The organism is Bartonella sp. CL25QHWL (assembly GCF_042195335.1).
In the GTDB taxonomy this organism is placed as follows: domain Bacteria; phylum Pseudomonadota; class Alphaproteobacteria; order Rhizobiales; family Rhizobiaceae; genus Bartonella.
Genome location: NZ_JBHIOE010000006.1, coordinates 45,646 through 60,182, shown reverse-complemented (window position 1 = coordinate 60,182; position 14,537 = coordinate 45,646). Strand labels below are relative to the sequence as shown.

13 protein-coding genes and 1 other RNA gene are annotated in these 14,537 nt (G+C 38.6%); 6 read left to right on the top strand and 8 right to left on the bottom strand.

The genetic code is table 11. The features are described 5' to 3' along the window. Positions 1-79 precede the first annotated feature (79 nt). Positions 80-709: a chloramphenicol acetyltransferase gene (locus tag ACFILY_RS04785; protein WP_375637652.1), complete on the top strand. Its 630-nt coding sequence runs from the start codon at positions 80-82 to the stop codon at positions 707-709. Positions 710-765: 56 nt separating this feature from the next. Here the strand turns inward: ACFILY_RS04785 and ACFILY_RS04780 are convergent, their stop codons facing one another. The 5 genes from ACFILY_RS04780 to ssrA all read right to left on the bottom strand — a co-directional run bounded on the left by ACFILY_RS04780 (position 766) and on the right by ssrA (position 4,767). Then, positions 766-3,105 (bottom strand): ATP-dependent helicase, encoded by a 2,340-nt coding sequence (locus tag ACFILY_RS04780; RefSeq protein ID WP_375637651.1) that lies wholly within the window; start codon positions 3,103-3,105, stop codon positions 766-768. A gap of 120 nt (positions 3,106-3,225) precedes the next feature. Further along, positions 3,226-3,477, bottom strand: a complete 252-nt coding sequence (locus tag ACFILY_RS04775) for a ribbon-helix-helix domain-containing protein (RefSeq protein ID WP_273790764.1) — start codon at positions 3,475-3,477, stop codon at positions 3,226-3,228. 10 nt (positions 3,478-3,487) lie between these two features. Continuing rightward, a complete protein-coding gene (locus ACFILY_RS04770; RefSeq protein ID WP_273790763.1) occupies positions 3,488-3,670 on the bottom strand; it encodes a DUF4169 family protein in 183 nt (60 codons plus the stop codon). Positions 3,671-3,678: 8 nt separating this feature from the next. Next, a complete protein-coding gene (locus tag ACFILY_RS04765; protein WP_375637650.1) occupies positions 3,679-4,230 on the bottom strand; it encodes an SspB family protein in 552 nt (183 codons plus the stop codon). A 180-nt stretch (positions 4,231-4,410) separates the two neighbouring features. Continuing rightward, positions 4,411-4,767, bottom strand: a transfer-messenger RNA (tmRNA) gene (gene ssrA, locus ACFILY_RS04760). Positions 4,768-4,865: 98 nt separating this feature from the next. Here ssrA and ACFILY_RS04755 point away from each other — a divergent pair. Then, positions 4,866-5,171 (top strand): DUF2853 family protein, encoded by a 306-nt coding sequence (locus tag ACFILY_RS04755; RefSeq protein ID WP_273790761.1) that lies wholly within the window; start codon positions 4,866-4,868, stop codon positions 5,169-5,171. A 68-nt stretch (positions 5,172-5,239) separates the two neighbouring features. Here ACFILY_RS04755 and ACFILY_RS04750 read toward each other — a convergent pair whose 3' ends face one another. The 3 genes from ACFILY_RS04750 to ACFILY_RS04740 form a co-directional block, all read right to left on the bottom strand. Beyond that, positions 5,240-6,547 carry an MFS transporter gene (locus tag ACFILY_RS04750; protein ID WP_273790760.1) on the bottom strand — a complete coding sequence of 436 codons (1,308 nt, stop codon included), beginning with the start codon at positions 6,545-6,547 and terminating at the stop codon, positions 5,240-5,242. Positions 6,548-7,200: 653 nt separating this feature from the next. Continuing rightward, positions 7,201-8,511, bottom strand: a complete 1,311-nt coding sequence (locus ACFILY_RS04745; protein ID WP_375637649.1) for an MFS family transporter — start codon at positions 8,509-8,511, stop codon at positions 7,201-7,203. Between the two features lie 959 nt (positions 8,512-9,470). Then, positions 9,471-10,778 carry an MFS family transporter gene (locus ACFILY_RS04740; protein WP_273790758.1) on the bottom strand — a complete coding sequence of 436 codons (1,308 nt, stop codon included), beginning with the start codon at positions 10,776-10,778 and terminating at the stop codon, positions 9,471-9,473. A gap of 213 nt (positions 10,779-10,991) precedes the next feature. Here ACFILY_RS04740 and ACFILY_RS04735 point away from each other — a divergent pair, with 213 nt between their 5' ends. The 4 genes from ACFILY_RS04735 to hflC all read left to right on the top strand — a co-directional run bounded on the left by ACFILY_RS04735 (position 10,992) and on the right by hflC (position 14,492). Beyond that, a complete protein-coding gene (locus ACFILY_RS04735) occupies positions 10,992-11,786 on the top strand; it encodes a thymidylate synthase (protein ID WP_273790824.1) in 795 nt (264 codons plus the stop codon). Further along, a complete protein-coding gene (locus ACFILY_RS04730; protein ID WP_273790757.1) occupies positions 11,783-12,292 on the top strand; it encodes a dihydrofolate reductase in 510 nt (169 codons plus the stop codon). Before ACFILY_RS04735 ends, ACFILY_RS04730 begins: the two co-directional genes overlap by 4 nt. Positions 12,293-12,411: 119 nt before the next feature. Beyond that, entirely contained in the window at positions 12,412-13,551 is a 1,140-nt protein-coding gene (hflK, locus tag ACFILY_RS04725; RefSeq protein ID WP_273790756.1) for an FtsH protease activity modulator HflK, read from the top strand. A gap of 2 nt (positions 13,552-13,553) precedes the next feature. Beyond that, entirely contained in the window at positions 13,554-14,492 is a 939-nt protein-coding gene (gene hflC, locus ACFILY_RS04720) for a protease modulator HflC (RefSeq protein WP_375631164.1), read from the top strand. Positions 14,493-14,537: the final 45 nt, after the last annotated feature.

Below are 14,537 nucleotides of genomic sequence, written 5' to 3'. Positions count from 1 at the left end.
ATGTGTGTTTCATGGTTGATTTTATTGGCTTGATTGGTATGTCTTTCCATATCTATGATGAAACATTGGTGAAAGATGCATGAATATTGAGAACGATCTTCGGTTTCATGAAAGTGAGCCTCGTATCCATACGACGGCACGGCTGCATGGTTGTAAATTAGGGCGCTATGTGGAAATTAATGAGCGGGTGATTTTACGGGATGTAACCGTTGGAGATTTTTCTTATTTAGAACGTAATAGTGAGGCTATTTATAGCGATATTGGGCGTTTTTGTTCTATTGCATCTCATGTACGGATGAATGCGTTGGAGCATCCTATGGAGCGCGTTTCAACGCATAAAATAACCTATCGTCCAAACGAATATTTTCGTTATATGGCATTAGATAGTGGTTTTCGTGAAAGGCGTTGTGCAAAACGTGTTATTATTGGGCATGATGTGTGGATTGGATATGGTGCGGTTATTATGCCTAGGGTGACTATTGGTCATGGCGCTATCATTGGCGCGAACGCTGTTATAACGAAAGATGTTTTGCCTTATACGATTGTCGTTGGGGTGCCTGCTAAACGGTTGCGGATGCGTTTTCCCAATAATGTGATAGAATGCCTTTTAGATATGGCTTGGTGGGATTGGCCGCTTGATAAAATTCACAACGCATTGCCTGATATGCAAAATTTGCCTATTGAAGCCTTTGTTCGTAAATGGAAATGACATTCAGAATAAAATAAAGTGGTTTCTTGAAAAAACTGATCGTGGTTTACTTGTAATTAAGCTTTGTTTACAAAATTGTCTAGTACACGCTTTTCTCCGGCTTTTTCGAACATTATTGTCAATTTATGATCGTCTATTGCTGTAATATGACCATAACCAAATTTTATGTGAAAAATCCGATCATTGACAGAAAAATCTGATGGTGCATGAGAGATTGATTGAGAGATAACTTTCCCTTCAATATTCTTGTTTTTTTGTGCACGCTTTTGTCTTGCTGTTGCATAGTCAGTATAAAAGGAATCGTGATGTTGAAAGGAAGATTTTCCATAACCACCATAGGATGTTTCCATTTCTACAACTTCTATATGTTCTGCTGGTAATTCATCTAGAAAACGGGAGGGAAGAGCAGGTTGCCAAAGTCCATGAATTCTTCGATTAGATACAAACCATATATGCAAATGTTTTTTTGCTCTTGTTAGACCTACGTAAGCAAGGCGCCGTTCTTCTTCTAATCCTGAACGTCCACCTTCATCTAATGAGCGTTGGTGGGGAAAGAGTCCTTCTTCCCAACCTGGAAGGAAAACTGTTTCAAATTCAAGTCCTTTGGCTGAATGAAGTGTCATGATGTTGACTGCATCCATATTTTCATTATTTTCCGTTTCCATAACGAGTGCAACATGTTCCAAAAAACTTTGAAGATTTTCAAATTGTTCCATGGAACGAATCATTTCTTTAAGATTTTCTAGTCTTGTAGGAGCCTCTGGTGAGCGATCTTCTAACCACATGGTTGTATAACCAGAATCATCAAGGACGATCTCGGCAAGTTCTCTATGAGGAGTGTCTTGAAGCATATTTTGCCAGCGGCGGAAGCTTTCAATGAGGCTTCGTAACGCACTGCGTGCCTTAGGCTTTAATTCATCTGTTTCAATGATGTCAGCGGCAGCAGAAAAGAGAGGAACAGCACGTGCACGTGCACTCTCATAAAGAATGCGCAGGGTTGCATCTCCTATGCCGCGTTTTGGTGTATTAATAACACGCTCAAAAGCTAAATCATCAGTAGGTTGGACAACAACGCGTAAATAAGCCATGGCATCACGTATTTCCATTCGCTCATAAAAACGAGGACCACCAATGACGCGATAATTAAGGCCAAGTGTTACAAAGCGATCTTCAAATTCACGCATTTGAAATGATGCGCGTACCAATATAGCCATATGATTTAATGCATGACCGGTTTGTTGTGCGCGTTCGATTTCTTCTCCGATTGCTCGTGCTTCTTCTGCCGAATCCCATGCTGAATGAATTTTTACCTTTTCTTCCTCACTCTTTATTTGAGCAGAAAAAAGGACTTTTCCCAGCCTTTCTTCATTATGAGCAATGAGATGGGAGGCGGTTTTGAGAATATGGGATGTTGAGCGATAATTGCGTTCTAGACGAATAATTTTAGCAGAAGGAAAATCTTTTTCAAAACGTAATATGTTTTCGACTTTTGCACCACGCCATCCATAAATGGATTGATCATCATCGCCAACACAACAAAGATTAACATGTTGACCTTGAGGATGTTGGGCCAAAAGGCGAAGCCAAAGATATTGTGCTGTATTTGTATCTTGATATTCATCGACAAGAATATAACGAAATTGAGAATGATATTCGCGAAGAATATCTGGATTATGTTGGAAGATAGAGATAGAATGAAGTAGAAGGTCACCAAAATCACAAGCATTAAGATCTTTTAATCGATTTTGATAATTGTGATAAAGTTCACGTCCCATGCCGTTACCAAAGGAATGAGCATCACTTTTTGAGATATGTTTTGGTGAAAGTCCTTGATTTTTCCAAGAATCAATCATCATGGCAAGGTTTCGTGCGGGCCAACGCTTATCGTCTAATCCTTCAGCTTGAATAAGCTGTTTTAAAAGTCGAAGAACATCATCGCTATCGAGAATTGTAAAGTTTCTTTTTAAATCAACAAGTTCTGCGTGACGGCGTAAAATTTTAGCGCCAGTGGAATGAAAGGTTCCAAGCCAAGGCATACCTTCAACAACTTCTCCAATAAGTTCACCAATACGTATTTTCATTTCACGTGCTGCTTTGTTGGTGAAAGTGACAGCAAGTATTTGCTGAGGAGAGGCAAGTCCAGAGCGTAAAATGTGAGAAATACGGGTTGTTAAAACGCGCGTTTTTCCTGTACCAGCACCTGCAAGAACTAAAAGAGGTCCCTCAGTATTCATAACAGCTTGTTGCTGTTCTGGATTGAGTTGTTCTAAATAATCTGTGTTATATGATTTTTGTTCTTTTAGAGTATGGGAGAAAAAACCAGAGCTCTTCTTATCATGGTCTGGAGGGGAATCTTCTTCAAAGAAAGGTATGTTGTGATCAGAAAAATTACTCATTATCTCTCTTTTGTAGTCTTTTTTTTATTGAAGTTCTAGATTAAAAAAACTTCTCTTAAAAAGTCACAACAGTTTCAGTTAAACAGACAGAAAGAGAACGTAAAAAAATAAGCACAAACATTAAAGGCGCTGGGTGAGAACGCTTTGAAGGGCATAAACGCGTAACGAAGCCGAAAGATTTACTTGTTGTGGTCTTTTGCTATCAATATCGGTGATAATAAAGGCTAAAGATTGTCCTTTTTGGCGGGCTATATCTTTTAGAATATCTAAAAATGGTGGTTCTAAAGAGACGCTTGTTGCGTGTCCATCAACGCGAACAGATATCTTTCGTGGAATGACTTTTGACCAATCGATAGAATTATTTTCGTGCATTTTTCCACCTTTATTCGTCGTTTCGTAAACGATTTTGATCAAGAAATTTTTGCGTTTTTAAAGATTTTTGTTGCTCAAAATTTTTTTCAGTTTTTGTTCGTCCAAAACGATAACGATTTTGCTCAGCACGAAGAGATTTTTCTGTACGTTTTTTTTGTTTTCGAAATTGGCGAAGATTAATCAATTCAGTCATGAGAAAAATTATTTTTTCCGAAAGGAATCTAAAGAGACAACATCAGCACTTTGACTTTGTTTTGCATCGTTATTTGAAGGTTCTTTGTTTGTACTGAGATTTTGTTCTTTTGTAAGCGTATTTTCTATTTTTTGTTTGTTTGATAAGGTAATGGGCGTAGTTGAGGTATTTTCTGAATTTTCACTTTCTCCAGAGGTCAGATTTGAGGGCAGATCAAATGCTGCTTCAAATGCTGCTACAGGATCATAAAAGACCTGAATGGAAGTAAAAGGAATCACGAGCTTTTCGGTTATTTCCCTGAAAGAGAGGGTTACTTCGAAAGCTGTTTCTGAAACACTGAGATCTCTAAATTGATGTTGTAAGACGATTGTCATTTGCTCGGGATAGCGATTTTTTAGCCGAGGAGAAATTTTAACGCTTGGGGCATTTGTCAAAAAAGTTATAAAAAAATGATGATTTCCCGGAAGACCTGCTTTGGCAACTTCCGATAAAACTTTACGGATAACTCCACGAAGCGCATCCTGAACGAGAATATCGTAACGGATTTGATCTTTAACCATCGAAGTTTATTCCTTTTATTTCACGTAGCAGAATGGGGCGTATTGATATTGTGTGACAGAATATATTTTAAATTAGCAGTATTTTTTCTACGATGCACCTCAATAAATCGAATAAATACGAAACTCTATGGTAAATAATGTCTGATAACGTCTGAAAGATCAATCAACAACATTTAAAAAAGTGAAGGCTTCTGTTGCCAGGTGCCTCCGAACCCCGCTTAAACCTGCGACGGTTTAAGGCTCAAATTGAAACATTCACACCACCTTAAGCGGCGAGACGTGCTTCCGCATAGTTGTCATTTGCAACTACTCATTTAGCCCGATAACGGTGGTACAATGCCGAGTAAAAGAGCGATCTTTACACCCTTGTCGATCCTATTTCGCCCCCACCAAAATATAACTTTGGTTTCTTATATTTTGGTGGAGGCGCCGGGTACCGCCCCCGGGTCCAATAGGTTTATTTCACCGTCCATTTATTACCATAGCTGGTAAACCAGCCCTCTAAATATAGATGAAGAACAGTCTTAGGAAAAGGGGGGGTTGTTAATATTTTTAATCCTCTAATTATTTATGGAGCTATATGATGCGGGCTGTAAAGTATAGTCCGCTCATTTTTGGAGAGGAGATGATGCAAAATGACAAATAATTTAGCAGATATTAAACTATATGATTCAAATCCCGATGAAGCAGCAGTAGAACGACTTAGCCGTCGTTTAGCTTTAGTGATGAAAAAGCAGGATGCAGCGCTTGTTGCTACATCGGATCCAAAAGAGTTAGAACGTGTTGAAAAATGGGTTCAAGATGTTTTAGAAGCCGATGAGAAGAGTGCTAAAATGGCTGTTTCAAAAGTGGCTGAGATGATGTCTGGAGAGCGTAGAAAAAGTCGACTGACTTTTTATTATCTAGTTGCTAAGCACCTTAATGCACTTCATAAAATTTAAACAATATTAAATTTGTGATAATGATAAAAAAAGCCCAATTTCTTGGGCTTTTTCGTTGATAAAAAGGGTTAATGTTTTTCATCCTCTTGGAGGTAGCCTCCTTTACGCATACTCGGGACAAAGAGAAGAGCAATGAATGCCATGATCATCACGACGGTTATATAAAAATAAAAGAGTGATTCATGACCGTACTTTTTTAATCCAAGCGCGACGTATTCAGCAGAACCACCAAATAAGGCGTTGCCAATGGCATGAGAGATGCTAACGCCTAATGCGCGTATTGAAGAGGGAAACATTGCTGATTTGACGACACCAGAGATGGATGTATACATGCTCATAATGAAGAGCAAGCCAATAATGACGGAAAAGGCAACCCATATACTATGCGTATTACCGATTATCCAGAGTCCAGGAAATGTAAAGATGACAGAGAGTATACTCCAAATGATAAGTAAAGTTTTTGTTCCAATTTTATCGGCTATGATACCAGCTATGGGTTGGAATAGGATGAAAATAAATAGTACAGCTGTCATAATCGTTGTTGCGGTATGTTTATCAAAGCCGGTGGTTGTGATTAGATATTTTTGCATATAAGTCGTAAAGGTGTAAAATGTGAGTGATCCTCCTGATGCAAAGCATGCAATTACGACAACGGCTTTTGTATGCTTGGTGAGAAGTTCCTTAAGACTGCCAGAGTGTTTGTGAGAGCGGCTTTCTTTCGTGGTTGTTTCGTGGAGAGAACGACGCAGATAAATCGCAATCACTGCCCCGAAACCACCAATCACAAAAGGAATGCGCCATCCCCATGCTTTTAACTGATCTTCAGAGAGATAAGATGCTAGAATAAATATAATGAAGCTGGCAAGAAGTTGACCTGTAATAAGGGTGGCTGATTGGAAAGAAGCAAAAAGCCCACGATGTTTTTTGAGAGCAACTTCGCTCATATAAGTGGCTGCTGTACCATATTCACCACCCGCTGAAAGTCCTTGCATCATTCGAGCTAAAAGTAAAAGGATTGCTGATGTTATTCCTAAGGTTTCATAGGTGGGAAGTATGGCGATGAAAAAAGAGCCACCACACATCATAAAAATGGATATAAGCATCGAGCGTTTACGTCCATAACGATCGGCGACAAATCCTAAAAACCAAGCTCCAATAGGGCGCATAAGAAAGCCAATAAAAAACACACCTGCGGTTTTTAACAGTGGCGTAATCGTATCACCATCGGAGGGAAAGAATTGTGATGCAAAATAAATTGATGCAAATGAGTAAACGTAAAAATCATACCATTCTACGAGATTTCCTGATGCGCTTGCTATAATAGCAAAAACACGTTTTCTTGCATCCTGTGATGCTGAAGTTGTTTCATTTTTCATGAATTGTTCCCCTTTTGGATTTATATTTTATATTTTCTAAACATAATTGTTTATGATTTCCAGAAAAATTCAATTGTATTATAATAATTTCTTAGGGAAACTCTTTAAGATGATTTATTAGAGTTATGTTGTCATTCGTTTTAAGATTTTTACTTGTGTTATAGAATAAAAAGTTATCACGTTGCATTTAAAGGGAGAGAACATTGAAAAGTAGATCAAGATACCTTTAAACTTTATGAGAAGAATGCAATTATTGGCATACCGGAAGATTATAGAAGAGATGGTCTTTATGAGCAGAAAGCCCAAAAACTGAAGACATTTCATAAAGCTTAAATAATGTAAAAGGGGATTTTTGTGTCCTTGCTTATCTTGTTGTATCACCACACATCATTATTTAGGAGGGGGAGGTAAGGCTCAGATAAGGTTTTCCGTATGAGGTGTTTTTCAGATATCATGATAAATATTTAGGGTAGGGCTTGCCTATAGAATCTTATCAAGTAAATTACATAAAGAGGGCAGTAACTATAGACAATTTAAGAGAAACTGAGTTGTTTGTAAGACGAATGCGGGGCAGAATTTTCGTTCTTTGTTAGGATGGAGAGGAGATAAAAAAAGCCCAATTTCTTGGGCTTTTTTTTATCCAGAAAATAAGTTTAATGAAGTCTATCGTCTTTATCGAGATATCCTCCTTTATCTATATCGGGCATAAGAAGAATAGAGATGAGTGCAATGACCATCATACCAACTATGTAAAAAAAGAAAGCAGATTCGTATCCCATATTTTTTAATCCAAGCGCTACATATTCGGCAGAACCGCCAAAGAGTGCATTGCCAATGGCAAAAGCAAATCCAACACCAATTGCTCGGATTGAAGCAGGGAACAATTCTGCTTTTATGATACCAGCGATGGACGTATAAAAACTCATAACACAGAGTATTCCAATAATGATTAAGAGTGCTGTCCATGGATTATGGGCATTACCGATCATTTTAAGTACAGGGATAGTGCAGATAATGGATAATAGCCCCCAACTAATGAGTGAAGCTCTTGCTCCAATTTTATCGGCTAGGGAACCAAAAAGGGGTTGGAGTAGCACAAAAATAAAGAGGGCGGCAGTCATTATCGTTGTTGCGGTTTGTTTATCAAAGCCGGTGGTTGTGATCAGATATTTTTGCATATAAGTAGTGTATGTATAAAATGTGAGTGATCCACCAGCTGTAAAGCCAACAACCAAAAAGAAAGCTTTTTTATGATTGCGAAAAAGTTCTCGAAGACTACCAGCATGTTTTTCAGAGCGGCTTTTGTGGGTTGTTGTTTCATGGAGCAAACTACGCAGATAAATTGCAACGATTGCTCCAAAGCCACCAATCACAAAAGGAATACGCCATCCCCACGCTTTTAACTGATCTTCAGTAAGGTAAAGGGCTAAAATAAATATTATAAAACTTGCGAGAAGTTGACCTGAGATCGTTGTTGCATATTGAAAAGAAGCAAAGAGCCCGCGACGATTTTTGGGTGCAACTTCGCTCATATAAGTTGCTGCTGTACCATATTCACCTCCAACGGAAAGTCCTTGAAACATACGGACAAAAAGGAGAAGGAATGCTGCTGCTATTCCCAAGGTTTTATAAGTGGGAAGTATGGCAATGAGAAAAGAGCCACCACACATCATAAAAACAGAAATAAGCATTGAGCGTTTACGTCCATAACGATCCGCAATGAATCCAAAGAGCCATGCTCCAATTGGACGCATAAGAAAGCCAATAAAAAAGATTCCTGCTGTTTTTAACAGTTGTGTAACGATATCTTCATCTTCAGGAAAAAATTGTGAGGCAAAATAAACCGATGCAAAGGAGTAAGCATAGAAGTCGTACCATTCTACCAGATTTCCTGATGCGCTGGACATGATAGCAAAAATACGTTTCCTTGTATCATGTGGATCTAAAGTTGTTTGATTATTCATGAAGTATTCCCCTTTTAGATTTATAACTTTTCTTCTTTTTAAAGCTATTTACGATGTGCATTATAAAAACGCCATTGTACCATGATAATTTTTCAGGGAAACATAAAGATTTTTTCTAGAGCTATCAGTGCTGTTTTGGGCTTATGGTGTTGTTATATTGCGTAAATCATGCGCTTTTTACTATCCTTAAGGAAATATTATTTTTTGTTTGATTGTGAATTATTTGCATATGCAGAGTGCTTATGAAGATATGATACTCTTTAGTTTATATGCTTGATGTTGTTTCGTAAAATGATGTTATTGACTATTGCATGCGAGGTTGGTGTATCAGTTAAAATACTTTTTAGGAATGATCTTAAGTGTTAAGGGGGAGTACAATATTAAGAGTTCCTCAATAGTATAATGATAGCGGCTTGCACTTTTATTAAGTGTAAAGAGAGTGATGCCCATGTTTATACTTTACGGGGCTTTTACGTTATGTCATTCACGGGTGCCGTTGTGAAATGGAGTTGGGTGCATTGAGAAATGTTTCTCAAAAAAGTGTGCGAATTCATAATATAATGGTATTTTCTATTTTTCATGAAAGGATTTGTTTTGCATGAGGGGGTACTATTAAGAACGTATTAAACAAAATCATGAGTGTAATCTTTATTATTGATAAAATTTCTTGAAAGATAATCACTTTTCTTCAACGTTGAGTGGGAATGGGAATATTAAAATAAATCAAACGTTTTTTATCTTCAGTGAATTAAATTCAGCAAAAGAAGTATTTATTACATAATAATATGAAGCCATTTGTTTTTATAAGCGGCGTGTGTAGGAGGGAACATTGCTTCTTTAGAGTGTTTGAAGGGATAAAAAACTGTGAGCTTTAAACTTCTATTGGAAAGAATATAAAAAAGCCCAGAATACTGGGCTTTGCTTTTTTTGTTGAAACCCTTGTTTGTTAACATTAAAGGTTAATGAATATCGTCTCCTTGTAAATACCCTTTTTTGCGAGCATCTGGCATTAAGAGAATTGCGATGAAGGCAATAATCATCATGCCGGTTATATAAAAATAGAAGACAGATTCATATCCAAGATCTTTTAATCCAAGCGCGACATATTCAGCAGAACCGCCAAACAGTGCGTTGGCAATAGCATAAGAGAGCCCAACTCCTATTGCTCGTACTGAAGCGGGAAACATTTCTGATTTTACAATGCCAGAGATAGATGTATAAAAGCTCATAATGCAGAGCATTCCAGTAATGACTGATAAAGCAATCCATGTACTATCAGTATTACCAATCATATTAAGTCCAGGAATGGTAAAGATAATAGATAAGACACTCCAAATAAGGAGAGAAGTTCTTGTTCCAATTTTATCTGCGAGAGAACCAAAGAGGGGTTGGAGTAACATGAAAACAAAGAGTGCAGCAGTCATTATAGTTGTGGCTGTATGTTTATCAAAGCCGGTGGTTGTGATCAGATATTTCTGCATGTAAGTCGTATAGGTGTAAAATGTGAGCGATCCTCCAGCGGTAAAGCCGATAACTAGAAAAAAAGCTTTTCGGTGGTTACTCAGAAGTCCCCTAATACTACCAGCTTGTGCACTAGAACGACTTTCTTTGGTCGTTGTCTCATGGAGTGTGCGGCGTAGATAAATCGCAACAATTGCGCCGCATCCACCAATGGCAAATGGAATACGCCAGCCCCACGCTTTTAGCTGATCTTCGGTGAGATAAAGCGCTAAAATGAATATAACGAGACTGGCTAGAAGTTGACCACCAATCAGTGTGGTATATTGGAAAGAGCTAAAAAATCCGCGGCGATTTTTGAGGGCGATTTCGCTCATATAAGTTGCTGTTGTACCATATTCACCGCCGACAGAAAGCCCCTGAAGCATTCTGAGTAAAAGTAAAAGAATTCCTGCTGCCATTCCAATGGTTTCATAGGTAGGAAGTAGGGCAATTAAGAACGAACCACCACACATCATAAAAACAGAGATAAGCATTGAGCGTTTGCGTCCGTAACGATCGGCAATGAAGCCAAAAAGCCATCCGCCGATTGGGCGCATAAGAAAACCAATAGCAAAAACACCCGCCGCTTTTAAAAGTTGCGTAACGTCATTGCCATCTGAGGGAAAGAATTGTGATGCAAAGTAAATGGATGTAAAGGAATAAACATAAAAGTCATACCATTCTACTAGATTACCTGATGCACTGGACACGATAGCCCAGATACGTTTTCTTGTATCATGTGGTTTTAAAGCTTCTTGTTTTTCCATAGTCGATCCCTTTATTTGATGTTTATCCATCTTTGTTCATTTATGTCATTTTCTTAGAAGCTGTCTATAGTATTTTATCTTTTGCATCAAAAATTTAGTCAGATCATGATAATTTCTTGTGTAAGATGTTTTTGGAAAAAGATTTGAATTATGTTTGTACGGATTTTACAGTTTTTATTTTCTATAATGAGAAGAATCGGACATAATAGCCCTATGAAGTCATATCTTGCTCTTTTATCTCATGTTTTAAATCAGGGTATTGATCGGACAGATCGAACGGGTGTTGGCACGCGATCTATCTTTGGGTATCAGATGCGCTTTGATTTACAAGCAGGATTTCCGTTGTTGACAACAAAGAAGCTACACTTACGTTCAATTATTTATGAGCTTTTGTGGTTTCTTAAAGGCGATACAAATATCGCTTGGTTGAAAGAGCATGGTGTGTCGATTTGGGACGAATGGGCTGATGAAAAGGGAAATCTTGGTCCTGTTTATGGTTATCAGTGGCGTTCTTGGCCTGCTCCTGATGGACGCCATATTGATCAAATTAACAATCTTTTAACGATGATTAAGGAAACGCCAGATTCTCGTCGCTTGATTGTATCAGCTTGGAATCCTGCATTAATAGAGGAAATGGCGTTACCTCCGTGTCATTGTCTTTTTCAATTTTACATTGCGGAGGGTAAATTATCTTGTCAACTTTATCAGCGTTCGGCGGATATTTTCTTAGGTATTCCATTCAATATTGCATCCTACGCATTGCTAACGATGATGATTGCGCAAGTAAGCGGTCTTAAAGTAGGCGATTTTATTCATACTCTGGGAGATGCTCATCTTTATTCTAATCATTTTGAACAGGCAAAATATCAATTGTCTCGTATACCAAATGCTTTGCCATGTATGCGCATAAATCCAGCGGTAACAGATCTTTTTTCTTTTCAATTTGAGGATTTTGAGTTGCTTAATTATGAAGCACAACCTCATATTAAAGCGCCGGTAGCAATATGACGATTTCCATTTGTTTAATTGCTGCTGTTGCAGAAAATGGTGTTATCGGTCGTGAAGGTGCAATGCCGTGGCATTTATCGACGGATTTGCAACGCTTTAAAGCTTTGACGTTGCGTAAGCCCATTATTATGGGAAGAAAAACTTGGGATTCTATCGGGAGACCTTTATCAGGGCGTACAAATATCGTCATTACGCGTGATTGTACCTTTTGTGCTGAGGGGGCTGTTGTTGCTCACTCTTTATCGCAAGCTTGTTCTCTTGCAACAAGCGTTGCTTCTCAAAATGATGTAGAGGAAATTTTTATTATTGGTGGTGGTGCAATTTTTCAACAAGGGTTGCATATGGCTGATAAAATATTTCTTACAGAAGTTTTAGCTTCTATAGAAGGTGATAGTTTTTTTCCTGTTTTTGATAAAGAAAAGTGGACTATTGTGCAAACACAAGATATTCCAAAAGGGGATAAAGATAGTCATCCGACACGTTTTGTTGTTTATGAGCGGAAATAATTTTTTGTAATATGAAGTGGAAGGGGTTATCAGTTGTATTGTAATGAGGTAAGAGACACCCTATAAGATCAAGCAAATGGTTGGTGTTCGAGTAGTGGTAATCAGTTAAAGAGGTGATAATGCCCTGGACAAATCAAAATGGTGGTGGCCCGTGGAGTGGCGATAAAAACAGTGGTGACAAAAAAACACCAGCTAAGAATCTCTTTGGTTCTGGTGGCGGTAATGGTGGCGAAAATGGTCCTAATCTTAATGATATTTTGCGCAAAGGGCAGGATCAGTTTAAACAATTCGGGAGAAGCAGTTTTTCTGTTTTATTCCTTCTGCTTATTGTGTTTTTTTGGCTATACCAGTCAATTTATATTGTTCAGCAAAATGAACAAGCGGTAGAGTTGCGCTTTGGCATCCCTAAAGAAGGCATTATTGGTGATGGGTTGCATTTTCATTTTTGGCCAATTGAGACCTATATGAAAGTACCTTTAACGGAAAAAACAATTGCGATTGGTGGGAAGCCTGGTCAGGCGCAACAAAGTGATGGCTTAATGCTTTCAAGTGATCAGAATATCGTTAATGTTAATTTTTCCGTTTACTATCGGATTTCATACCCTAGTCAGTTTTTATTCAATGTGAATGATCAAGAGGGAACAGTCCGCCAAGTTGCTGAGAGTGCAATGCGTGAGGTCATTGGTTCGCGGCCGGTTGATGATGTTTTACGTGACAAGAAAGAAGAAGTTGCTAATGACGTCAGAAAGATTATTCAGTTGACTGTAGATAAATATCAACTTGGTGTTGAAATAAGCCGTGTGTCTATCAGTGAAGCTGCTCCTCCGACAAAGGTTGCTGCTGCGTTTAATTCTGTTCAGCAGGCGGAGCAGGAACGTGGAAGAATGATTGAAGAGGGGAATCGTGTGCGTTTTACGAAAATTGGTTTAGCAAATGGTGAAGCTTCACGCACACGGGAAATCGCAAAAGGTGAAAAGGCACAAATGGTTGAAGAGGCAACAGGGCGTGCTGAACGTTTTCAGGCGATAGCTCGTGAGGCTGCGATTTCACCAGAAGCTGCTCGCTATCGTCTCTATATGGAGACGATGGGGCGGATTCTTTCTTCACCAAATAAGCTGGTTCTTGATCAGGCAAATTCTCCAGCGGTGCCTTATTTACCTTTGAACGAATTGTTGCGTAGCAAGTCATCGGAAAAAGTAAAGGCAACATCAGCGCGTCCTGCGTTACTCTTAGATTCTCGTATTTCTGGAGGAGATTAATTATGCAGCAATCTCGCTTTTTGTTTGTTTTTAGTGCTATAGTGTTTGTTTTGATGATTTTGTGGATGTCCGTATTTATCGTCTATCCTCGTCAACAAGTAGCAATTAAGCGTTTTGGACAAATTGTTCAGGTAGAATCTAATCCTGGAATCTATTTCAAGGCGCCCTTTATCGATAAGATGATCATTGTTGATAATCGGTTATTGCGTTACGATGTTCCTACACAATCTGTACAGGTTCGTGGTGGTGCGTATTATGAGGTGGATGCGTTCTTTATTTACCGTATTACAGATCCTAAGTTGTTTTTACAGCGCATTGCTTCTGGGCGTCCACAAATTGCGGCACGTGAAAACCTTGCACCACGGTTTATTGACGCTTTGCGCGCTGTTTATGGTAAGCGAGAATTTAAAGCAGCCTTATCGGATGAACGAGGCGCGATGATGGCTGAAGTACAGAAGCAATTTTCTGTAGATGCAGGTTCGTTGGGTATTACCATTGTTGATGTGCGTATTCGTAAAACCGATTTGACTGATGCTGTTTCAGAAGATGTCTATCGGCAAATGGCAGCTGAACGTGAAGCTGCTGCGGAAAATATCCGTGCTCGTGGTCAACAAGAGCGAGATCGTATTGTAGCAGAAGCTAATCGTGAATATGAAGAAATTGTAGCAGCGGCAAAGCGTGATGCTGAAATTACTCGTGGTGAAGGTCAGGCTGAAAGTATTCGTCTTTTATTGAATGCGAGGGAGGCTAGTCCGTCTTTTTACGATTTTTGGTTGGCGATGGAACAATACAAGAATTTAGAGAAAACACCGATGGTGATTTCTCCAAATGAGGATTTCTTTTTCTATTTTCGTAATCCGCCGCAGGCAAATAAAGCATTCTTACCGACAATGAATACTGGCATTAGTAAAACTGATCCAAAATCGGGAGAGAATAGATAAAATAATGGATTGCAGATACGAGATTTTGCATGAAAAGAATGATCT

Excerpts from the sequence above, each read along its gene's own strand:
- ACFILY_RS04785 (WP_375637652.1), top strand. The coding sequence starts at position 80 with ATGAATATTGAGAACGATCTTCGGTTTCATGAAAGTGAGCCTCGTATC.
- ACFILY_RS04780 (WP_375637651.1), bottom strand. The coding sequence starts at position 3,105 with ATGAGTAATTTTTCTGATCACAACATACCTTTCTTTGAAGAAGATTCC.
- ACFILY_RS04775 (WP_273790764.1), bottom strand. The coding sequence starts at position 3,477 with ATGCACGAAAATAATTCTATCGATTGGTCAAAAGTCATTCCACGAAAG.
- ACFILY_RS04770 (WP_273790763.1), bottom strand. The coding sequence starts at position 3,670 with ATGACTGAATTGATTAATCTTCGCCAATTTCGAAAACAAAAAAAACGT.
- ACFILY_RS04765 (WP_375637650.1), bottom strand. The coding sequence starts at position 4,230 with ATGGTTAAAGATCAAATCCGTTACGATATTCTCGTTCAGGATGCGCTT.
- ACFILY_RS04755 (WP_273790761.1), top strand. The coding sequence starts at position 4,866 with ATGACAAATAATTTAGCAGATATTAAACTATATGATTCAAATCCCGAT.
- ACFILY_RS04750 (WP_273790760.1), bottom strand. The coding sequence starts at position 6,547 with ATGAAAAATGAAACAACTTCAGCATCACAGGATGCAAGAAAACGTGTT.
- ACFILY_RS04745 (WP_375637649.1), bottom strand. The coding sequence starts at position 8,511 with ATGAATAATCAAACAACTTTAGATCCACATGATACAAGGAAACGTATT.
- ACFILY_RS04740 (WP_273790758.1), bottom strand. The coding sequence starts at position 10,778 with ATGGAAAAACAAGAAGCTTTAAAACCACATGATACAAGAAAACGTATC.
- ACFILY_RS04735 (WP_273790824.1), top strand. The coding sequence starts at position 10,992 with ATGAAGTCATATCTTGCTCTTTTATCTCATGTTTTAAATCAGGGTATT.
- ACFILY_RS04730 (WP_273790757.1), top strand. The coding sequence starts at position 11,783 with ATGACGATTTCCATTTGTTTAATTGCTGCTGTTGCAGAAAATGGTGTT.
- hflK (WP_273790756.1), top strand. The coding sequence starts at position 12,412 with ATGCCCTGGACAAATCAAAATGGTGGTGGCCCGTGGAGTGGCGATAAA.
- hflC (WP_375631164.1), top strand. The coding sequence starts at position 13,554 with ATGCAGCAATCTCGCTTTTTGTTTGTTTTTAGTGCTATAGTGTTTGTT.